The 20,081-nt window shown below is 69.7% G+C and carries 17 protein-coding genes and 1 other RNA gene; 4 read left to right on the forward strand and 14 right to left on the reverse strand.

The genetic code is table 11. From position 1 onward, the window contains the following. Nucleotides 1-61: 61 nt before the first annotated feature. A complete protein-coding gene (locus ACWDRB_RS14465) occupies nt 62-469 on the forward strand; it encodes a hypothetical protein (protein ID WP_449893916.1) in 408 nt (135 codons plus the stop codon). Here ACWDRB_RS14465 and ACWDRB_RS14470 read toward each other — a convergent pair. From ACWDRB_RS14470 to prfB, 13 genes are all read right to left on the reverse strand, one after another. Then, a complete protein-coding gene (locus ACWDRB_RS14470; RefSeq protein ID WP_449893918.1) occupies nt 414-1,577 on the reverse strand; it encodes an ARPP-2 domain-containing protein in 1,164 nt (387 codons plus the stop codon). The genes ACWDRB_RS14465 and ACWDRB_RS14470 overlap by 56 nt on opposite strands. Beyond that, a complete protein-coding gene (locus tag ACWDRB_RS14475) occupies nt 1,574-2,953 on the reverse strand; it encodes a hypothetical protein (protein WP_449893921.1) in 1,380 nt (459 codons plus the stop codon). Before ACWDRB_RS14475 ends, ACWDRB_RS14470 begins: the two co-directional genes overlap by 4 nt. A gap of 150 nt (nt 2,954-3,103) precedes the next feature. Next, nucleotides 3,104-3,709, reverse strand: a complete 606-nt coding sequence (locus tag ACWDRB_RS14480) for a hypothetical protein (RefSeq protein ID WP_449893924.1) — start codon at nt 3,707-3,709, stop codon at nt 3,104-3,106. Further along, nucleotides 3,706-4,542 (reverse strand): hypothetical protein, encoded by an 837-nt coding sequence (locus ACWDRB_RS14485; RefSeq protein WP_449893926.1) that lies wholly within the window; start codon nt 4,540-4,542, stop codon nt 3,706-3,708. The genes ACWDRB_RS14480 and ACWDRB_RS14485 overlap by 4 nt, the downstream gene beginning before the upstream one ends. 166 nt (nt 4,543-4,708) lie before the next feature. Next, complete coding sequence (locus ACWDRB_RS14490; RefSeq protein ID WP_449893928.1) at nt 4,709-5,608, reverse strand: hypothetical protein; 900 nt, start codon at nt 5,606-5,608, stop codon at nt 4,709-4,711. Continuing rightward, the gene (locus ACWDRB_RS14495; protein ID WP_449893930.1) at nt 5,598-6,341 is read right to left on the reverse strand and encodes an MvdC/MvdD family ATP grasp protein; all 744 of its coding nucleotides are present in this window, start codon (nt 6,339-6,341) and stop codon (nt 5,598-5,600) included. Before ACWDRB_RS14495 ends, ACWDRB_RS14490 begins: the two co-directional genes overlap by 11 nt. Nucleotides 6,342-6,415: 74 nt before the next feature. Next, nucleotides 6,416-6,583: a hypothetical protein gene (locus ACWDRB_RS14500; RefSeq protein ID WP_355190865.1), complete on the reverse strand. Its 168-nt coding sequence runs from the start codon at nt 6,581-6,583 to the stop codon at nt 6,416-6,418. Between the two features lie 349 nt (nt 6,584-6,932). Next, nucleotides 6,933-7,316, reverse strand: a transfer-messenger RNA (tmRNA) gene (gene ssrA, locus ACWDRB_RS14505). Nucleotides 7,317-7,605: 289 nt separating this feature from the next. Then, nucleotides 7,606-9,483, reverse strand: a complete 1,878-nt coding sequence (locus tag ACWDRB_RS14510; protein WP_449893933.1) for a penicillin-binding transpeptidase domain-containing protein — start codon at nt 9,481-9,483, stop codon at nt 7,606-7,608. 19 nt (nt 9,484-9,502) lie between these two features. Further along, nucleotides 9,503-9,970 carry an SsrA-binding protein SmpB gene (gene smpB / locus ACWDRB_RS14515; RefSeq protein ID WP_350728456.1) on the reverse strand — a complete coding sequence of 156 codons (468 nt, stop codon included), beginning with the start codon at nt 9,968-9,970 and terminating at the stop codon, nt 9,503-9,505. Nucleotides 9,971-9,992: 22 nt separating this feature from the next. Next, on the reverse strand, nt 9,993-10,901 hold the full coding sequence (ftsX, locus tag ACWDRB_RS14520) for a permease-like cell division protein FtsX (RefSeq protein ID WP_449893936.1): 909 nt from the start codon (nt 10,899-10,901) through the stop codon (nt 9,993-9,995). A 20-nt stretch (nt 10,902-10,921) separates the two neighbouring features. Next, the gene (gene ftsE / locus ACWDRB_RS14525) at nt 10,922-11,611 is read right to left on the reverse strand and encodes a cell division ATP-binding protein FtsE (protein ID WP_185088544.1); all 690 of its coding nucleotides are present in this window, start codon (nt 11,609-11,611) and stop codon (nt 10,922-10,924) included. Between the two features lie 391 nt (nt 11,612-12,002). Further along, entirely contained in the window at nt 12,003-13,121 is a 1,119-nt protein-coding gene (gene prfB, locus ACWDRB_RS14530; RefSeq protein ID WP_350728454.1) for a peptide chain release factor 2, read from the reverse strand. Nucleotides 13,122-13,242: 121 nt separating this feature from the next. Between prfB and ACWDRB_RS14535 the strand changes: the two genes are divergently transcribed. From ACWDRB_RS14535 to ACWDRB_RS14545, 3 genes are read left to right on the forward strand one after another with little or no spacing between them, the layout of a single operon-like run. Beyond that, complete coding sequence (locus tag ACWDRB_RS14535) at nt 13,243-14,289, forward strand: hypothetical protein (RefSeq protein WP_449893940.1); 1,047 nt, start codon at nt 13,243-13,245, stop codon at nt 14,287-14,289. A gap of 46 nt (nt 14,290-14,335) precedes the next feature. Then, entirely contained in the window at nt 14,336-14,566 is a 231-nt protein-coding gene (locus ACWDRB_RS14540) for a hypothetical protein (RefSeq protein ID WP_350728452.1), read from the forward strand. Then, nucleotides 14,563-15,045 carry a Clp protease N-terminal domain-containing protein gene (locus tag ACWDRB_RS14545; protein WP_449893942.1) on the forward strand — a complete coding sequence of 161 codons (483 nt, stop codon included), beginning with the start codon at nt 14,563-14,565 and terminating at the stop codon, nt 15,043-15,045. The genes ACWDRB_RS14540 and ACWDRB_RS14545 overlap by 4 nt, the downstream gene beginning before the upstream one ends. Nucleotides 15,046-15,206: 161 nt before the next feature. Here the strand turns inward: ACWDRB_RS14545 and ACWDRB_RS14550 are convergent, their stop codons facing one another. Further along, the gene (locus ACWDRB_RS14550; protein WP_449893944.1) at nt 15,207-20,081 is read right to left on the reverse strand and encodes an NAD-glutamate dehydrogenase; all 4,875 of its coding nucleotides are present in this window, start codon (nt 20,079-20,081) and stop codon (nt 15,207-15,209) included.

The raw sequence follows: 20,081 nt of genomic DNA on the forward strand, positions 1-20,081 counted from the left end.
TTCCGGACCTCCCCGGCCCACCTCCCTTGGCACGCGGCGACCCTCCCGGAACAGTCGAGGCATGACAACGACAAACACCGGCACCGGCCGCCGCTGGGGCAGGTTCGCCCTTCACTATGTCGAGATGATCGTCGCCATGTTCGTCGGGATGTTCGCGCTCGGCATGCTGCAGTCCGCCGTGGGGATCGGCTTCTCCCACGAGCAGCAGCCCGAGCTCGCGTACCTGGTCATGGCGGTCGACATGTCGATCGGCATGGCCGCGTGGATGCGGATCCGCGGGCACGGCTGGGCCTCGACGCTGGAGATGTGCGCCGCGATGTTCGTCCCGGTGGTGCCGTTGTTCCCCTTGCTCTGGCTGGGCGCCATCGACGCCGGGACGATGATGACGGCGGCGCACGTGGCGATGTTCCCGCTCATGCTGGCGGCGATGCTGCGCCGCCTCGACGAGTACGCCGGCTGCGCTCACTGAGCGCCTTGCGGTAGCCGTCCAGGACGTCCTGCCGCAGCAGGTGCCCGAACCCGGCCCGCTCCAGCCGCAGCCCCAGCTCGGCGGCGCTCACCCGCAGGCTCTCCGCGGCGGCGGGCAGGCTCCAGTCGTGCTCGGCCAGCGTGCTCAGCAGGTGACCACGCCTGACCTGCGCCTCCGACAGCCTGAACGTCTTCAGGTAGGCCGTCCGCCCGTCCGCGTCGTTGATCATCTCGCCGATGTGGTTCTCGCTCTTCCGCTCGAACGCGGGCAGGAACCGGCTCAGCGTGAACCCGCCCATCCGGTAGACCTCCTCCACCCGCGCGGGGGCGCGGAGGAGGCCCGCTGCCATCACCGAGTCGTGGAAGCCGGCCCAGTCCCGCTCGGCGCGTACGGCCTCGGCCCGCAGGTCGGCCAGCGAGGCGACCGCGCTCTCGTCGATCGTCGCGGGAAAGTCCCTGGCGGGGTAGAACAGGGCATAGTCGTGGATCAGCTCGCCGTACATGTCGCGGACCAGCGTCGGGTGCAGCGCCCGGTAGTCCTCCGGGTGTGGCACCACGAAAGCGCTGGCCAGCGTGTCACCGGCGTACAGCAGCAGCCCGCACTGCCCGGGGTAGATCTCGAAGATCTTGAGCGCGTCCTCCAGCCCGCGCACCTCCGCCCCGGCGTAGGCCTCCTCGGAGCGGGGGGACAGCCCGTGGACGAGCGCCTGCCGCGACCACTCCTCCCACGCGACCACGGGGCCGCCGAAGTGCAGCGCGAGGTATCCCTCCACGGCCAGGTGCAGCGGCAGGAACCGGAGCCGGTTCTTGTCCACCCGCCGGGCCATCCTGCGCCTGGTCCTGATGCACATGTGGCGCAGCGGCTGCCCGAGCTGCGTGCCGTAGGCCGCCGCCGGGGTCCCGTCGCCGGTCCACGACGCGACGAAGGCGTGCGGGATGTACGCCGTGTAGAGGGTCTTGTCCGGCAGGTGGACCATGGACAGCTCGTCGCCGTACACCTTGGCGTGCAGCCGCAGGTCCTCGATGGGCTCGCGGCGCACGAGCGGCACCAGCCGCAGCCCTCCCCAGGTCTGCGCGGGCCGCGTGTCCAGCCCCGTGAGGTCCGTCATCGCCGTGCCGCCCGATCTTCCAGGTACGCCCTCAGCTCCCCGAGCCCCGTGCGCCCCTCCGCGAACCGGGCCAGCTCCACCAGCGCGGGCAGGTCCTCGGCGTCGCGGATGCCGGCCGTCGGCACCATGGGCGACAGCCGCCGCACGTCGAACCGGTCGGCGTCGTAGACCGGGTTGACGTGCACGATGCCCACCTCGCCTCCGGGATCGAGCTTGCGCCGCCACACGCGCAGCACCTCGCCCGCCAGCCCCGGCGGCGCGTTGTCCCAGCCGTCGGAGACGATGACGAGCAGGCCGGGCCGGTGTTCGAGCGCGTCGAGGATTCGCTGCCCCAGCGGCGTCGGCCCGTACGGCCGCACCTGGAGCGGGTCGGTCCGGCGCGACAGCCACAGGCCGCGGTAGTCGCCGGCCAGGGCCTCCAGCAGGTAGTGGCAGGCCAGCGCGACCGCCAGCGGCCGGCGGCGCTTCACCGGCGAGCCGAACGAGGAGAAGCTGTCGTCCAGCACCGCCGCGACGCTCCCCCACGTGCCCGCCCGCGCCCCGGCCACGCGGGCCGCCGCCGCCCGCAGCGCGCCCACCAGCTCGGCGCGGCGGCTCGCGCGCACGTCGGCACGCAGCGACAGGATGTACGAGGCCAGCCTGACCAGCGGCATCGCGGCCAGATCCGCCTCGGTGTCCACCTTGTCCCGGCTCGCGGACTCCATCAGCCGCAGGCGCTCCAGCCTGGTCAGCCGGGGCGCGATGCGCTCCAGGAAGATCTCCCTGCCGATGCCGTGGCGGGCGGCGAAGCCCTCGGCGACGGTGTACGGGAGGTCGTACAGGGCGCTCTTGTCGAAGTGCGCGCGGCGCCACGCCTCCAGGACGGGCGTCTCGTAGCGGGCCCGGCTGAACGGCGCGAACAGGAAGTCGCCCAGCTCTCCCGGCAGTCGCAGGTGGGCGTGGCGCACCGCCGACTTCACCTGCGCGCGGTACTTGACCGCGTCGAAGGCCAGGTCGGGGCGGCCGGTGAGCCAGTCGCGGACGACGGCCCTGGCGCGCCGGTTGTTGACGCCGTCGCGGCGCAGGCGCCGGAAGAGCCGGTAGACCCTCGGCGGGCTCATCCGTTCCAGCCGCCAGGCGATCAGCCGGCCGTCGCCCGCGCGTCCGCTCAGCAGGTTGGCGATGATCAGGGCGGCGTTGTGGTCGTTGATGTCGAGCGCCAGCGCGGCGGCGTACAGGTCGGGATAGTTGCCCTGGACGTAGCGGTGCAGGAAGTCGAGGGAGAGCCGCTGCTCGCCGGCCGTGCCGTGGAACTCGCGCTGGCCGGTGGAGGTGATGGCCGCGTTCGCGAAGATCAGGACGTCCTCGCACTCGATCAGGTCGGCGTAGGTCTCCATGGGCTCCCCCGGGGGTCGGCGGACTGGCCGGGGAATGGGGGCACGAGCTGCGAAGCATCGCTGTACAGGCGGGTTCCGGAAGTCGTACCTGAGTCCCGCGGCCAGTCTGGTCCGGACCTTACCGGGCCTTTCGCACCGATGCGACGGTATTTACCGGGCTTCGGTGCGCGCCGAGCGGGCCTTGATCTCGCCGAGCGTGGTGTGGTTCTCCCGGATGACGGAGATCAGCACGTACGAGACCAGTATCAGCCCGAGACAGAGCGCGTCGGCGGCCCACCAGGGGATCTCGGCGAGCAGCAGATAGCCGTCGCCGTCGCTCAGCGACCTGATCACCGCCGTGACCACGGCCACCACCAGGGTGACCAGCAGCCAGCTTCGCAGGCGCGGCAGATTCCCCTTGTTCCACAGCCGGATCCGCCAGCCCATGAAGACGGCGAGCACGCCGAGCAGGGCGCAGAACCCGATCAGCCACCAGGGCAGCGCGAAGGCGGTCTGGTCGGCGATCTGCCGCTGCGTGGTACGCAGCTCCGTCTCGGCCTTCAGCTTGGCCTCCACGGCCGCGTCGAGCTGCTTCTTCAGCTGGGCGACGCTCCTCTCCTGGCGCGGAGGAGTCGCGGGGGTGTCCGTCGGGAGCATCCGCGCCACGACGGTCAGCATGATCGCGACGAACGACAGCGCCAGGACGATGGCCATGAACAGGTCGATGAAGCGCAGATCGAGCGGCGGGGCGAACGATCGGGCGGGCCGCCGCCTCACGGCTCCCTCACCAGCGTGTACTTCTGCGGGCGGCTCTCGGCCGCGCTCAGCCGCTCCACCGCCGTACGCAGCGCGTCCAGGCCCTTGACGAGCTCCTCGGTCCGGCCCCTGGACTGGGCCAGCTCCTGGGTGAGCCCGTGCATCGCGGGGGCCGCCTGCTTGGCGGGCAGCCGCGCGATGTAGATCAGGAACACCTCGTCGGCGGCCACCACGTTGGCCCGCTCGCCCCGCTCGACCAGGGCCATCGCGCTGAACGCCAGCACGCTCAGGAACAGCGCGATCAGCGTGACGCCGAACGCGGAGGCCAGCTCGGGCAGCACGTGCTGCTTGAGCGCGGCGATCAGCACCCCGGGGTCGCCCTCGCGGTCCAGGGCGTTCGAGAACGAGTTGACCATCGCGCCCATCGTCAGCGCGGTGCCGATGAACCCGAAGACCGGCAGCGCCCAGATGAGCGCGTGGTCGAGATGGTGCTTGTTGGCCATCTCGCTCTCGTCCAGCGCGGACCGCGCGCTCAGCACCGCCTCGCAGTCGTTCCCTGCCTCGGCCGCCTCCCTGAACAGCTTGAGCCGCCGCGCCACCAGCGTGTCGTCCGTCGGCTTCACCGCCTGGACGTTCGACACGGCCCGAGCCGTCGCGGCGTTCTCACGCCGGATGTCCGGAACGGCCCTGACGATCCTGAGCACCGCGGTCAGGAACACCGCGATGATCAGCGTGACCACAAGCTCCGCTGCCACGGGGGCCGTGGTCGCGCCCACGGACACCAGCAGAGCCTCCACCATTCCGGCCGCCATCAGCAGCGCGGAGAACACCACACCCACCACAGGCGCGAACACCGAGTGACGCCAGCCGTACCTTGACACCCTTTACCCTCACTCCGGCCCGCAAAATGTCAGAGACCCACCTAAGCACATGTAAAACACGCGTTGGTTACGGTCTGCGGTGTCAGCGGTACCAAATGTTGTCAGCGAAGGTGAGCGCCGGCGCTCCGCGGGCGCCTTCTCACAACCAGAACCACCGGACCTCCGACGTGCGCCGCCGCTCGTCCAGCCATGCCTGGAACGCCGCGTCCCGCGCCGCCTCCAGCACCTCGGGAGCCTCGGGATCGGGCGGGACGACCTCGTGGACGACCCCCGCCAGATAGCCGCCGTCGTACGGGACGGGCCCGGCCGAGGCCTGTTCGGGCAGCGCCCGCAGGGGCTCGGGCAGCTCCGGGGTGAGCGCGACGGCGGCCTGCAACCGCATCCCGCGCCGTCCGGATGCCGGGCTCCCGGGCAGCGCGGCCATCGCCCGCGCGTGGAAACCCGGCACCGGCCCGTCCAGCAGGGCGCCCAGCTCATCGGCGTCCGGCCCGATCACCCACACCGCATGCCGCACCGTGAACTCCTCCGGGTGCTCGGCCAGACGGCGACGGGCCGGCTCACCGGCGAAGCACTCGCGGACGCGGGCGATCAGGCCCTGCGTTCTGACGTGGCTCCAGAAGGCGTCCTCCGACATGCCCGTCTCGGCCAGCCACCGCAGAGTCTGCGCACGACCGGTGAGCCCGCGCCGTCGCCGGAACTCGTCGGCGGCCCGCCGCGCCTCCTCCGGAGTCACCGGCCGCATGTCTTTCTCCAGCTCGCTGAGCAGGATCCGGTGGTCCACCAGCCAGGGAATGCCGTCGTCCACCTCGGCCGACAGCGCGACGGTGCCTCCCTCGGGGTGCTCCAGGAGCAGGTCGTAGCCCGCCCTGGTGGTGCCCGGCGGCTCGTCGACCGCGAGCTGGACACGCAGGTGCGGCCGCTTCGCGCCCCAGTCCCCGACGCGCCGCCGGGCGTCGCCCACCTCCTCCTGGGAGGTCGGGAGGTCGCGCAGCAGCACGACCGCGTCGAAGAGATCCATGGCGAACGAATCAGCGGACATCGGCGGCTTCCTCGATGCGGGGACGGGCGGTGGCGATGGTGGCGGCGTCGGCGAGCCAGTCGGCGATGGCGTCGCTGATGGGCAGGCCGGTGAGCATCTCGACGAAGGCCCATTGGCCGTTGACGTTGAGCTCCAGGAAGACGTACCGGTGCCGCCCGGCGAGCCGCCGCCTCGGCACCACCGTCGTGAAGAGGTGACGGTCCTCGCCGTCCACGAAGAACGGCCGGTAGTCGAGCGTCTTGGTGATGACCCGGCCGCCGGCCCGGTTCCACAGGTGCGCCAGCGCCTGCGGATCGTTCGTCACGACGGTGTCGGCCACGGTGAACCCCAGCTCGGTGGCCCGGTGCAGGTGCAGGAGCTTGTTGTCCACCGCTACGACGTGCGGCGGCGGCGCCGGCATCCACCGCGCCCCTGCCATCAGGTCGTACGCGCCCGCGAGCGCGATCCTGGCCACGTGCTCGGCGAACGCCCGCTGCGACGGCTCTCGCACGCCGGGTGCGGCCACTTTGCCGGGGCGGCGGTCCCAGACCGCGGTGACCTTCGACAGGTCGTACGTCTCGCCCTGAAACGTCAGCGTCTGCCGCCACCGGCCGTCGAGAAAGGCGGTCGTGAGGGTGGAGGACCCGGGGTACTCGGCCTCGTCCCACCACAGCAGCGGCACGCCGCGCTCCTCCAGCTTCGGGCGCACGGTGTGCACCGAGTCGTCGCGCGGGCTGCTGATGATCAATAACACGGTCGGATGCTCCTTCAGCCGTTCACGCGGCGGGGAGCCGGCACCCGGTGATCGCCGGCTCCCCGCCGCAACCATCAGCGATTCACGCAGTCGGCGCTCGGGTTGCCCCACGTGGAGCTGCAGGTGTAGCCCGAGCCGGGCTTCATGTCCGCCATGGGCATGCCCGCGACGACCTCGAGCTCCTCACCGACGAGTTCGGAGACCCCGGCGGGCAGATCCTCGATCTTGAGCAGGTTGCTCATGAAACATCCCATCTGGTTACAGAAGACCGCGATCTACGGCCCGGTGCAGGAGCTTGGCGCTCGCACCTTGGGAATGGCCTGGGGCCACTTGTATCCGGCGGCCCCGGCCCCGCGACGCCCCTCTCCAAGCGGCATCAAGCGTCCTGCCAAGGAAACGCTCTCCCTTGAGCCCCTTTGGGCCCTGCGCGCCCCTGAACCCCCTGCTCACACCTCGGGTCCAAGGCCTGTGGCGCCCTCGTCGCCTTGAGGACCTTGAGGACCTTGAGGCCCCTGAGGACGTTGGGGGTCCCTGAACACAAAAAACCGCCCCTGCCTGCCGAGGTCTCGGCAGATCAGAGGCGGTCTGATGGTGTGGAGGTGGCGGGAATCGAACCCGCGTCCTTCAACCCCAAGTCAGGGCTTCTCCGGGCGCAGCCTGCTGTGCTTTTCTCGGCCCCGGCGATCACGCAGGCGAGTCGCCGACGGGCCCAGCCACTGTTTGATTTCCCGCTCTCCCCCGTGGCCGGGTCGAGCGGTTGAGCCTTCTAACGATGCCAGACCCCGGGCCGAAGGCACTCCCGGGCTGACAGTGGTTTCGCTACTTAGGCAGCGAGGCCCAGGGAATCCTGGGCAGCCACAGTGCGCTTAGAATTGGCACTTGTTGTTTGCGGTCACAGGATTAACGAGGTTATGTCCGCAGTCCTCGGCCCGCTTCACCTGGCTTGCAAAGTCGAAGTCGAAGCCAGTCACCCCCTGTGCAGTTGTCAACACACCTCCGCGGAGGTGAGCAACAAGAATCTACAGGGAACAACGCCCCCAACGCCAACTTGATTCCCCATGACGAAACCCCCGGGAGCGCGGCTCAGCGGCTCGCGCTCCCGGGGGCCGACCGGCAGGGTCGAGCCGGTCCGGACGGCAGGACTTCCCCCGAGATGAAGTCCTGATCTCATCACGGCGACTGGATCCGCAACCCCCCGAGCGGGTCCAGTCACTCAGTAAGACGCAGCCGGACCCTCGAATGGTTGCTCAGTGTGACGACAATTTCACGGAGAGTTCCGAAGAGCCGAGAAGAAGCTGCCCGCGACCGCTCCGGCGTCGTGGTTGCGCGCCAGCACGGCGACCGCCACGTCCCCCTGCCAGCCCACGAACCACTTCAGCTGATTGCCTGCCGTGGCCGTCACGCCGTAGACCCTGCCCTTGCCAGCCTGGGCGGGCGTGCCGGTCGCCCCGGCCGCCATCATCCGCTTCAGCGTCGCGAGGACCTTGGGGTCGACGGGTACGGGGGCGGGCTGCGGGGCCTGCGCGGCCTCCACCGTCGGGTCGGGCGACCTGGGGTCGGTGACCAGCACCGGCGGGCGCCAGGTGCCCGAGGCGACCGCGGCGGCCACCAGCGCCATGCCGAGCGGGCTGACCTCGACGTTCTGGCCCGCGATGGCCTTGGCCTTGTCGGCGTCGCCGGCCAGCTGCGGCAGCGCGCCGCTGAACGACTTGAGCGGCAGCCGCCACGGCTGGCCCACCCCGAACGCCTTGGCGCTCCCGGACAGGTCGTCGGCCGTGACGCGGCGGGCCAGCGAGGCCAGCGCGGTGACGCAGCCCTTGGCGAAGTTTTCCTGGAAGGTGGCCGAGGGCGTGACCCCGGTGGACTCCGCGGCCTGCACGAACTTGGCGCCGCCGACCGTGCGCTCGTCCGGGCAGGCCAGCCGTAGCTTCGGGCTGACGTCCTTCTTGAGCAACGCGTTCGCGGCCACGATCGAGAACGCCGTGCCCGCGGGGAAGCGGCCGGCCAGCGCGCCCATCTCCTGGTTCAGGTCCTTCTGCCGGGTCAGCTCGCCCTGGGATCCGACCGCGAGGATCTGACCGGTGTCGCGCTGCACCGCCACCAGCAGGCTGGCCTCCGTGTCGCCCAGCGCCTGCTCGGCCGCCGCCTGGACGGACCGGTCGATGGTGGTCTTCACCGAGACGTTCTCCCGGCCCCGCCACTCCTTCAGCAGGGCGACCTGCTTGCCGGTCTTCAGGTCGAGCGTGATCACCTTGGTCTGCGTCGAACCGGTCAGGTAGTCCTGGTAGGCCTGCTGGAGGCCGCTCCTGCCGACCGAGTCACCGGCCCGCTCGGGCCCGCCGAGCTTCTGCTCGGTCTCGGGGGTGAGCGCGCTGACGCTGCCGACGATCTGCTGCGGCGGCTCGGGGTTGACCGGCTGATCCTGCTGCACGGTCTCGATCCCGTCGATGGCGTCGAGCTTCGACTGCATCGTCTGGTAGCGCGAGCGGCCGAACGTGACCAGCGGCACGAACTTGTCGGGCGGCGACGACCTGATGCGGCTCAGCAGGCGGTCCTGCGCGTAGTCGGTGATCTTGGACAGCTTGGCGGCGACCTCTTCCGCCTTGTCGCCGAGCTTGGCCGGGTAGACACCCGCGCTGTAGAACACGGTGTTGCCCTGCAGCGGCTCGCCCGTGCGGTCGACGATCGGCTTGCGCGGCCTCGGGTCGGTGTCGACGGCGAACCGCTGCCCCTCCTTGAGCTGTGGATGCAGCACCGAAGGCGACCAGCGCACCTTCCAGGTGCCGTCCACGAGGTGGAGCGGGAGCAGCCCGTCGTACTCCCAGAGGGGGTTGTTCTCCCCCAGGTCGACCTCGGCGCGGAAGTCGGCCTTCGCCTCCTCGCCCGTCATGCTGAGGCTCTTGATCTTGAAGCGGAAGGAGGCCGCGTCGAGCTCCAGCTTGGCGTCGGACAGCGTCTTGCGCACGGTGGCCTGATCGCCGTCGGTGCGGCCGGCGGCGAGCTCGTAGTCGCCCGACTGCCAGCCCACGAGGAAGTCCCGCACCGCGTCGTGCGGTGAGGGCTCCTCGAAGCAGCCGGTCAGGGTCGTGCTCGCGACCGCCAGGGTGGCGGCCGCGGAGAGGATGCGGCGAGCGCGTGTCATGGGGTGCGGTGCCGCCGTCTCATCGGTTGCGGTGCCGCAGGGCCCGGGCCATCTCCCGCTTCGCCTGCTGCTCCGCCAGCGACTGCCGCTTGTCCCAGTCTTTCTTGCCCCGGGCGAGCGCGATCTCGACCTTGGCCCTGCCGTCCTTGAAGTAGAGCGTCAGCGGCACGATCGTGAGCCCGCCCTCCTTCGTCTTGGCGGCGAGCTTGTCGATCTCCTTGCGGTGCAGCAGCAGCTTGCGCTTGCGGCGGGCGGCGTGGTTGGTCCACGTCCCCTGGGAGTATTCGGGGATGTGGACGTTGAGCAGCCACGCTTCGTCGCCGTCGATGCTGGCGTAGCCGTCGACGAGCGAGGCGCGGCCCTCACGTAGCGACTTCACCTCGGTGCCCTGGAGCACGAGACCCGCCTCGAACGTGTCCTCGAGGAGGTAGTCGTGCCTGGCACGCTTGTTCTGGGCGATGACCTTACGCCCGGTCTCACGTGGCATGCTTCGACTTTACCGGCGATCCCTAGACCCTCAGGTAGCGTCGGAGCGTCACGAACGATGCCAGCACACAGATGACCACACCGATGACCATGGTGATGGTGATGGTCTGGGCCACATCGTTCCAGCCCAGCTGCGCCGTGGCGTCGCCCAGGTACTTCCCGAGCTCCTCGAAGAGGAAGACCTTCGTGACGATCAGGATGACCGCCGCGAACACCCCGCCGATCAGGCCGGCGATGACGCCTTCCATGACGAACGGGAGCTGGATGTAAAGATTGGACGCGCCGACCAGGCGCATGATGCCCGTCTCTCTACGCCGGTTGAACGCCGAGAGCCGTACCGTGTTGCCGATCAGCAGCGCCGCCGCCAGCACCAGGATGATGGCCACCGCGAGCGCGTAGAACGCGAGCTTGTCGAGCAACTCGAAGAACGGACCGACCAACTGGGCCTGGTCCAGCACCTGCGACACGCCCGGCTGCCCCTGAAGGGCCTGCACGACGGCCTTGTAGTTGTTGGGGTCTGCCACCTTGATGCGGAACGACTGCGGCATGTCCTCGACCTTGGCGGTGCTCACCAGGGCCTTGTTGGTCGCGTACAGCTTCTGGAAGTTCTGGTACGCCGCCGACTGGTCCTCGAAGAACACCTCCTTGACCCCGGGGGTGCCCTTGATCAGGGTGTTGAGGGCCTCCTTCTGGGCGTTGGAGACCTCCTTGCCCTTGCAGGACTCCATGGCCGAGCCCTTGGTGCACAAGAAGACCGAGACCTCGACCTTGTCGTCCCAGTAGCCCTTCATCATGCCGACCTGGGCGTTGATCATCAAGCCGACGCCCAGCATCGCCATGCCGACCGCCACGGTGATCACCACCGCGATCGTCATGGTCAGGTTGCGACGGAGGCCGATCCAGACCTCGGAGAAGATGAAATTCGCCCGCATGTTCTGTCTGCAGCTCCCTGTCAGTACGCCTGGCCGTACACGCCACGCGACTGGTCACGGACGATCTTGCCGTCCTCCAGCTCCACCACGCGCTTACGCATGGAGTCGACGATGGCCGCGTCGTGCGTGGCCATGACGACCGTGGTGCCAGTCCTGTTGATGCGGTCGAGCACCTTCATGATGCCGATGCTCGTCGCGGGGTCGATGTTGCCCGTGGGCTCGTCGGCCAGCAGGATCATCGGCCGGTTGACGAACGCGCGGGCCATGGCGACGCGCTGCTGCTCGCCGCCGGACAGCTCGTCGGGCATGCGGTGGGCCTTGCCTTCCAGGCCGACCAGCTCGATGACCTCGGGCACCACCTTGCGGATGAACCGCCGGGGCTTTCCGATGACCTCGAGGGCGAACGCCACGTTTTCGTAGACGTTCTTGTTCGGGAGCAGCCTGAAGTCCTGGAACACGCAGCCGATGCGGCGGCGCAGGTGCGGCACCTTGAAGTTGGAGAGGCGGCCCAGGTCCTTGCCGGCGACATGGATCGCGCCGGAGTTGGGCCGCTCCTCCTTGAGGACCAGACGCAGGAACGTGGACTTGCCTGATCCCGAGGGACCGACGAGGAACACGAACTCGCCCTTGTCCACGTCTACGGACACGTGGTCGAGGGCGGGCCGGTTCTGGTTCGCGTAGACCTTGGTGACATTATCGAAATGGATCACGAGAGCATCACGGCATGCCAGTCTAGGGGTCAGGACGGAAGCGAGGGTGGCACATGCCCACTTCCCGCCACCGGCCGATCGGGTTACGCGGTCTTTACTGTTGATCGACGTTCCGATTGGCCAGACGACAGTCTAGGGGGAAGACTGGCATGGAAAGTCCATAACGGAAACAAAACGATTGTGCGGCTAGACTTGGGGCTGTCATGAGTTGTGAACACCTCGTATGCGCGCAGTGCGCCCACCCTGTGATCGAGGGACGCTGCCCCACCTGCCGAGCCAGCAGGGAGCGGATGCACCAGCACGGCTTCGCCGGGCTGTCACCCGCTCTGATCGCCCTGCTGCTGCTCGTCCTGCTCTTCGTGAGCCTGGTGCTCAAGCACCTGAGCGGGCTCTAGTCGGCGGTCCCCGACTCCTGGCGGCGCATCCAGCGGATCTCGGACTCGATGAACTCATCGAGGTCGCCGTCGAGCACGGCCGACGGGTTGCCCGCCTCGGTGGCCGTGCGTAGATCCTTCACGATCTGGTACGGGTGCAGCACGTAGTTGCGGATCTGCGTGCCCCAGGACGTCGTGGTGGCGCCGCGCAGCTCCGACATCTTCTCCGCCTCCTCCTGCCGCTTACGCTCCAGCAGCTTGGCCTGCAGGACGTTCATGGCGGTGGCGCGGTTCTGGAGCTGTGAGCGCTCGTTCTGGCAGGAGACGACGATGCCGCTCGGGAGGTGCGTGATGCGCACCGCCGAGTCGGTCGTGTTGACCCCCTGGCCGCCCGGGCCGCTCGACCGGTAGACGTCGACGCGGATCTCGTCCTCGATGATGTCGATGTGGTCGGTCTGCTCGACGACCGGCACGACGTCGACCCCGGCGAACGAGGTCTGCCTGCGGCCCTGGTTGTCGAACGGGCTGATGCGGACCAGCCGGTGGGTGCCGTGCTCGCCACGGAGCGTGCCGTACGCGTAGGGAGCCTTGATCGTGAACGTGGCCGACTTGATGCCGGCCTCCTCCGCGTAGGAGGTGTCGTAGACCTCGGTCGAGTAGCCCTTGCGCTCGGCCCAGCGCAGATACATGCGCAGCAGCATCTCGGCCCAGTCGGCGGCGTCGACCCCGCCCGCCTGGGAGTTGATCGTGACGAGCGCCTCACGGGCGTCGTACTCGCCCGAGAGCAGCGTGCGCACCTCGAGAGCCCCGATGTCGGACTTGAGCGTCTCAAGCTCCTTGTCGGCCTCGGCGCGCGTGTCGTCGTCGCCCTCCTCGGCCGCCAGCTCGTAGAGGACGTTGAGATCGTCGAGGCGGCGCGCGACGCCCTCGACGCGGTTGAGCTCACCCTGAAGGTGCGAGAGCTTGCTGGTGACCTTCTGCGCCTGGTCGGGGTCGTCCCACAGGTCCGGTGCGGCAACCTGCTGCTCCAGCTCCTCGATCTGCTTGCGCATCGCGTCGAGGTCGAGCACGTCCTGGATGCTGCGGAGCGTGCCCGCGAGCTCGTTGATCTCTTCTGCCGGATCGATGCCTGCCACGTCTCCCAAGCCTACTTCCCCCGGAGGGCTGCGCCCCCCATCCCGCCCACGTCGTCAAAAGGCGGCTTCTGTTCGGGCACCGGAGGGCCCGTCGCCCCGCGGTCGCGAATAACATGGCGAGGTGCGTGCATACGGTCGGCGGAAGGTGCTGGCGCTCGCCGCCGGCGTACTGGCCGCGGCGACCGCCTGCACGGGCAATGCCCCGGCCAAGCCGTCCAATGCGGCCGCGACCTCGTCGGCGTCCGCGTCCCCCTCGCCCTCCGTCCCCATGACGGCCGTCACTCAGGCCGAGGCCGCGGAGGAGTTCGTCAAGTTCACGGCCACCGACGACACGCTGCGGGCTCCGAGCGAGTTCCAGGGACGGCTGGACATGGAGCTGAAGGACGTCGTGACGGGCGGGCAGTTGCCGCTGACCGCGGCGGCGTTCCTGTCCCATGACTTCGCGCCGCCCCGCTACAGGTGGGGGACGCCGAAGCTGTTCGTGCCGAGGTTCGCGCCGACGGAGCAGGCGCCCTGGTTCAGCGCGCTGGTGACGCGCGACGGCAGCCCGACCCTGCTGACGTTCGCCAAGTCCGCCGACCGGTGGCGGCTCAGCTCCGCGGCCGAGCTCCTGCCCAGGCAGGAGGTGCCGGAGATCCAGCTCGACGCCGACGGCTACGCGACCGCGGTGGCGCCCGACGACAAGTCGGTCACGATCAGCCCGCAGTTCATGGGTCCGGTGCACGCCAGCGTGGCCGAGACAGGGGCGGCCGGGCCCACGGCCGGGCTGCTCGCGCCGGGGCCGTACACGACCGAGGTAGCCGCGCAGATCGCCCATCTGCGGGATGTTCTCAAGAACAGTACAGAGCAAGGCGGTTACAGCTACGACTCGATCTTCAGCGCCGACAACTTCCCTGTGTACTCGCTGCGGACCAAGGACGGCGGGGCGCTGATCCAGTATTCGCTGTCGCGGACGTCGACCACGACCGCCGTGACGAAGGCGGCCGAGGACGAGGGGATTTCGGTGCCCGAGCCGGCCCAATGGGCGCTCGGCAAACCGAAGGTGCGGAAGACGCTGCGACTGATCGAGACGCACCAGTACGCCACCGTGGTGCCTCCCCTGAAGGCCCCCGCCGCCGCCGACGTCATCGCCCACGACGGCGCCCTGACGCGCACCTCGGGCCAGTAGCAACTTGAGTTGACTAATTCGCCTGTAGGCAACTATGGTTGCTTGCATGCCGGCCGACATTCCCGAACCCCAGGAGCCCGCTGACGCGCTGGCGGCCGTGGTCGCACTGCGGCGCCTGGCCGATCAGCTGGAGGACGCCGCCGTCGAGCAGGCGATGCGGGCCGGCTGGAGCTGGCCGCAGGTCGCCGAGGCGCTCGGAGTCACCCGTCAAGCGGTGCACAAGAAGCACGTCAAGCGGCTCATCGCCGCCGGCGTCACGCTGAGGAGACGACAGTGAGCGCGATCGACCACTACATCCAGGCCGTCATCCTGCACGGCCAGACCGAGGCCAGGCAGGACGGGTCCGCCGCGATAGAGGCGCACCACCTGCTCCTGGGCATCGCCGCCCAGGAGGGCACCGCCGCCCGCGAGGTCCTGACCTCGGCGGGGCTGGACCGCCAGGCGATCCGCGACGCGCTGGACCGGGAGTTCGAGCACAGCCTGGGCACGGCCGGGGTGTCGGCCGCCTCGTTCGGCCTCCCGGCGCCGACCCCCGACCCGGACCGCCGCCTGAACCTGGGGGCCTCGGGACGGCTCTCCCTCGAACGCGGCTTCGCCTCCGCCACGGGCAAGAAGGACCTCAGACCCGGCCACCTGGTGCTCGGGATCCTGGAGGCCGAGCTCGGCACCGTGCCCCGCGCGCTCACCCTGGCAGGGGTGGACCGGGCCGCGCTGGCGACCCGCCTCCGGCAGGTACTGGCGGACGGGAGCTGGTGACCCCCTGGAGCGCCCTGGAAGGCGCCCCACGCCACGCGGCGCTCCGGGCGCACCACCGGGGCACGGCCGAGCACAGGCCCGGGCCGCTGTAGACACAGCGGCCGGGCCGGGCCCGGCCGCTGTAAGCACGGCGGCCGGGCTGTCGCCGCGGCGCGGCCTGGCTACGCCTCCGTGTGCGGGAGGTTGCTGGCCGCCACCAGGGTCCGGATCGCCCGCAGCGCGACCGACAGGGTGGCCAGGTCGAAGTGGTCGCTCTCCCAGATCTCCGAGAGCGTCTGCCGCGCCCTGGAGACCGCCGCCGAGTTGGCCTCCGACCACCGGGCCAGCCGCTCCTCCGGCGGCAGCCCCGGCGTGCTGTGGGCCAGCACGTCGCGGGTCAGCGAGGCGTGCGCGGCGTAGAGGTCGTCGCGCAGGGCGGAGCGGGCCATCGAGTTCCAGCGGTTGTCCCGGGGCAACGCGATGATGCGCTCCCGGAGGCGGGCCAGCTGGAGCCGGTCCGCCAGGTCGAAGTAGACCTCCGCCACCTCGGCGACCGGGCGGCCCGTCAGCGACGCCACCTCCACCAGGTCCAGCATGGAGTACGCGGGCACCATGGCGGCCGCCCGCTCGGCCAGCTCCAGCGGCACCCCCCTGGCCACGAACGAGTCGCGGCGCTCCTCGTAGGCGGCCAGGTCGGGCCCGGTCAGCAGCTTGGGGATGTGGGTCAGCAGGCCGTTGACGCCCTTCACGAAGAAGGCGACCGACCCTGCCAGGTCCAGCGGCGGGCGGCGGTTGACCAGCAGCCAGCGGGTGCCGCGCTCGGCCAGCTTGCGGGCCTCCAGCAGCATGGCGATCTGGGTGGCCGTGTCGACCTTGTTGTCCAGCGCCTCCACGGCCCGGTGGAAGCTGGGCAGGTCGAACACCTCGCGCGCCACGAGGTAGGCACGCACGATGTCGGGGGTCGAGGCCCCGGTCTCCTCCCCGAAGCGGTACATGAACGTGGTGCCCATGGAGTTGACCAGCTCGTTCACCACGCAGGTGGTGATGATCTCGCGCCGCAGCGGGTGGGCGTCCATGTAGGGGCGGAAGCGCTCGCGCAGCGCGGACGGGAAGTACGACACCAGCCACGAGGCCAGGTAGGGGTCGTCGGGCAGGTCGGAGCCCAGCAACTCGGCGTCGGCGACCAGCTTGGTGTAGGCCAGCAGGACGGAGAACTCGGGCGCGGTCAGGCCGAGCCTGGCCTGGCGGCGCTCGGCCAGCGTCTTGTCCGAAGGCAGGAACTCCAGCTCCCGGTTGACCAGGCCGTCCCGTTCGAGGCGGCGCAGGTAGCGGGAGTGGATGTGGAGCATCTCGACGGCCTGGGTGCGGGCCGCGGCGAGGACCACGTTCTGCGCGTAGTTGTCACGCAGCACCAGGTCGGCGACCTCGTCGGTCATCGAGGTGAAGACCTGGTTGCGCTGCTTGTCGGTCAGCTCGCCGTCGCGGACGACCTGGTCGAGCAGGATCTTGATGTTCACCTCGTGGTCGGAGGTGTCGACCCCGGCCGAGTTGTCGATGAAGTCGGTGTTGACCAGCCCACCGTTCAGCGCGAACTCGATGCGGGCGAGCTGGGTGAACCCCAGGTTGCCGCCCTCGCCGATGACCTTGCAGCGCAGGTCCGCGGCGTTGACCCGCAGCCCGTCGTTGGCCTTGTCGCCCACGTCCGCGTTGGACTCGGAGCCGGCCTTGACGTAGGTGCCGATGCCGCCGTTCCACAGCAGGTCGACGGGGGCCCGCAGGATGGCGCTGATCAGGTCGTTGGGGGCCAGGGAGGTGACCCCGGCGGGGATGCCGAGCGCCTCGCGCATCTGCGGCGTGATGTGGATGGACTTGGCCGTGCGGGGGAAGATGCCGCCGCCGGCCGAGATCAGCTTGGCGTTGTAGTCCTCCCAGGAGCTGCGCGGCAGCTCGAAGAGGCGCTGCCGCTCCGCGTACGAGGCGGCCGCGTCGGGCGAGGGGTCGACGAAGATGTGCCGGTGGTCGAAGGCGGCCACCAGCCGGATGTGGCGGGACAGCAGCATGCCGTTGCCGAACACGTCGCCGGACATGTCGCCGATGCCGGCCACCGTGAAGTCGGTGCTCTGCACGTCCAGGCCCGTGGTCCGGAAGTGGTACTTGACCGACTCCCAGGCTCCGCGGGCGGTGATGCCCATGGCCTTGTGGTCGTAGCCGATCGAGCCGCCGGAGGCGAACGCGTCGCCCAGCCAGAAGCCGTACTCCTTGGCCACGCTGTTGGCGATGTCGGAGAAGGTCGCGGTGCCCTTGTCGGCGGCGACCACGAGGTAGGTGTCGTCGCCGTCGTGCCTGACCACGTCGGGCGGCGGCACGACCTTGCCGTCCACGAGGTTGTCGGTCACGTCGAGCAGGCCGGAGATGAACGTCCGGTAGCAGGCGACGCCTTCGACGAGCATCTCCTCCCGCGTTCCGGACACAGGCGGCTGTTTAACGACAAATCCGCCTTTAGACCCAGTGGGGACGATGACGGTGTTTTTCACCATCTGCGCCTTTACCAGGCCGAGAATCTCCGTACGGAAGTCCTCCATCCGGTCCGACCACCGCAGCCCGCCCCGCGCCACTTTCCCGAAGCGCAGGTGCACGCCCTCGACCCGCGGCGAATAGACGAATATTTCGTACTTCGGCCGCGGCAGCGGCAGGACACTGATCGCCTGCGGGTCGAATTTGAGGGATATGTACGGTTTGCGGTGCCCATCGACCGTTTGGAAGTAATTCGTGCGCAATGTCGCCTGAATCATCTCCAGGTACGCCCGCAGGATCCGGTCCTCGTCCAGCGAGGCCACCTCGTCGAGCGCGCCCAGGATCTCCTCGTTGAGCGCCTCGGCGAGATCGAGCCGCACGTCCTCGCCGCGCCGCGGATCGAGCTTGGCCTCGAAGAAGCTCACCAGCAGCCGCGCCAGCCGCACGTTCCCGGCCAGCACCCGCTCCATGTAGGTCTGCGAGAACGTGCCCCCGGCCTGGCGCAGGTACTTGGCGTAGACCCGGAGGATCTCGACCTGCCCCCAGGTCAGCCCGGCGCTCAGGATGAGCGAGTTGAAGTCGTCGGCCTCGACCTGCCCCTTCCAGAGGGCGCTGAGCCCGTCCTGGAACAGCCGCTTGAAGTCGTCCCTGCCGACCTCCTCCGTCGGCGTGTACCGCAGGCCGAAGTCGTAGATCCAGGCGTTCTTGGTGTTGGGGTCGTTGTCGCGGTCGATCTCGTACGGCCGCTCGTCCACGACCTCCACGCCGAGCCGCTGGATCAGCGGCAGGGCCTCGGAGAGCGAGATGGGCGAGCCCACCTTGTAGATCTTGAGCCGCCGCTCCCCCTCGGCCGCGTCGTACGGCTCGTAGAGGTTGATGTCCACCTCCGCGCCGTCGCCCACGGCCACGAGGTCCTCCAGGCGGCGCAGGTCCACGACCGCCACCTTGGGCGGGAAGTCCGCCTTGTAGCCCTCGGGGAACGCGGAGGCGTACCGCTTGATGAGCGCGGGCGCCTCGTCCTCGGCGGTCCTCCGCCCCAGCTCGGTGGCCAGGTCGTCCTCCCAGGAGCGGGTCAGGGCGGCCAGCCGCGCCTCCAGCTCCTCGACGTCCACGCTCGGCGGCGGGAGCTGCTTGCCCCGCTCGCCCCGCACGACCACGTGCAGCCGGGCCAGCACCGACTCGCCGATCATCGCGCTGTAGTCGAGCGACTTGCCGCCCAGGGCCTTCAGCAGCACCTCCTGCATCTTCAGCCGCACCTTGGTGGTGTAGCGGTCGCGCGGCAGGTAGATCAGGCAGGAGATGTAGCGGCCGTAGTCGTCGCGGCGCAGGAAGAGCTTGACCTGCTTGCGCTCGCGCAGCCGCAGCACGCCCAGCGCGATCGGCAGGAGCTGGTCGATCGAGGTCTGGAAGAGCTCATCGCGCGGGAACGTCTCGAGGATCTCGATCAGGTCCTTGCCGTCGTGGCTGTCGGGCGCCAGCCCGGCCCTGTCCAGCACCTCCGCCAGCTTCCGGCGGAGCACGGGGATCCTGGAGATCGACTCGTTGTACGCCACGTGCGTGAACAGGCCCAGGAAGCGCCGCTCGCCGATCACCTCGCCCTCGGGCGAGAAGATCTTGACGCCGATGTAGTCGAGGTAGGTCGCCCGGTGGACGGTGGCCCTCGAGTTGGCCTTGGTGGTGATCACGAGCTGCTTCTCGCGCGCCTTGGCGCGCACCTCGGCGGGCAGCGCCGAGAAGCTTTCCGAGCCGACCTTGTCGTCGCGCAGGATGCCCAGCGCCGCGCCCGGCAGCGCCCGCAGCGTCTCGCCCTCGTCGGTGTGCTCGAGCCGGTACTCGCGGTAGCCCAGGAAGGTGAAGTGCCCGTCGGCGAGCCAGCGCAGCAGGTCGATGCTGTCCTCGACCTCCGCGGGCTCCAGCGGCGGCGGGCTCATGCCCAGGTCCTCGGCGGTCTGTACGGCCAGCGCCCGCATCTTCCTGAAGTCCTCGACCGCGTGGCGCACGTCGGTGAGCACCCGCTGCAGGTCGGCCTCGAGCGCCTTGAGCGCCTCGGGATCGGCCTGCCGGTCGACCTCGATGTGCATCCACGACTCGACCAGCATCTGGCCGGTGACGTCCTCCTGGCCGCGGCCGAGCATCCGGCCCGTCATGTCGCGGCGCACCCGCATCTGGGGGTGGACCAGCAGGTGGATGCCCAGGTCGTGGCGGTCGAGCTCCATCGTGACGGAGTCGACGAGGAACGGCATGTCGTCCGTGACCACCTCGACGACCGAGTGGCCCGGGTCCCAGCCGTTCTCGTCCAGCGTGGGGGTGTAGGCGCGGACGACCGCCCGGCCCTGGGGGCGGACCTCGGCCAGCTGCCGCTGCGACATCGCGGGGCCGTACACGTCAACGGGGTTGCGGTCGAGCAGGTCCTCCGGCGCGACGTGCCGGTAGTAGAACCGGAGGAAGGACAGGGCCTCCTCGGGGCCCACATGTTCGCTGCTCGCCGCGCAACTTTCCGCGGCTCGCTGGAGCAGCTCGTCCTTGGCCTCGTCGAGGGGCAT

Source organism: Nonomuraea sp. NPDC003707, assembly GCF_053587055.1.

What these genes read in the sequence shown, in the direction of transcription:
- ACWDRB_RS14500 (WP_355190865.1), bottom strand. Translation starts at nt 6,583, where the DNA reads ATGAGCAACCTGCTCAAGATCGAGGATCTGCCCGCCGGGGTCTCCGAA.
- ACWDRB_RS14470 (WP_449893918.1), bottom strand. Translation starts at nt 1,577, where the DNA reads ATGACGGACCTCACGGGGCTGGACACGCGGCCCGCGCAGACCTGGGGA.
- smpB (WP_350728456.1), bottom strand. Translation starts at nt 9,970, where the DNA reads ATGCCACGTGAGACCGGGCGTAAGGTCATCGCCCAGAACAAGCGTGCC.
- ACWDRB_RS14510 (WP_449893933.1), bottom strand. Translation starts at nt 9,483, where the DNA reads ATGACACGCGCTCGCCGCATCCTCTCCGCGGCCGCCACCCTGGCGGTC.
- ACWDRB_RS14540 (WP_350728452.1), top strand. Translation starts at nt 14,336, where the DNA reads ATGCCGGCCGACATTCCCGAACCCCAGGAGCCCGCTGACGCGCTGGCG.
- ftsX (WP_449893936.1), bottom strand. Translation starts at nt 10,901, where the DNA reads ATGCGGGCGAATTTCATCTTCTCCGAGGTCTGGATCGGCCTCCGTCGC.
- ACWDRB_RS14465 (WP_449893916.1), top strand. Translation starts at nt 62, where the DNA reads ATGACAACGACAAACACCGGCACCGGCCGCCGCTGGGGCAGGTTCGCC.
- ACWDRB_RS14550 (WP_449893944.1), bottom strand. Translation starts at nt 20,081, where the DNA reads ATGCCCCTCGACGAGGCCAAGGACGAGCTGCTCCAGCGAGCCGCGGAA.
- ACWDRB_RS14490 (WP_449893928.1), bottom strand. Translation starts at nt 5,608, where the DNA reads ATGTCCGCTGATTCGTTCGCCATGGATCTCTTCGACGCGGTCGTGCTG.
- ACWDRB_RS14475 (WP_449893921.1), bottom strand. Translation starts at nt 2,953, where the DNA reads ATGGAGACCTACGCCGACCTGATCGAGTGCGAGGACGTCCTGATCTTC.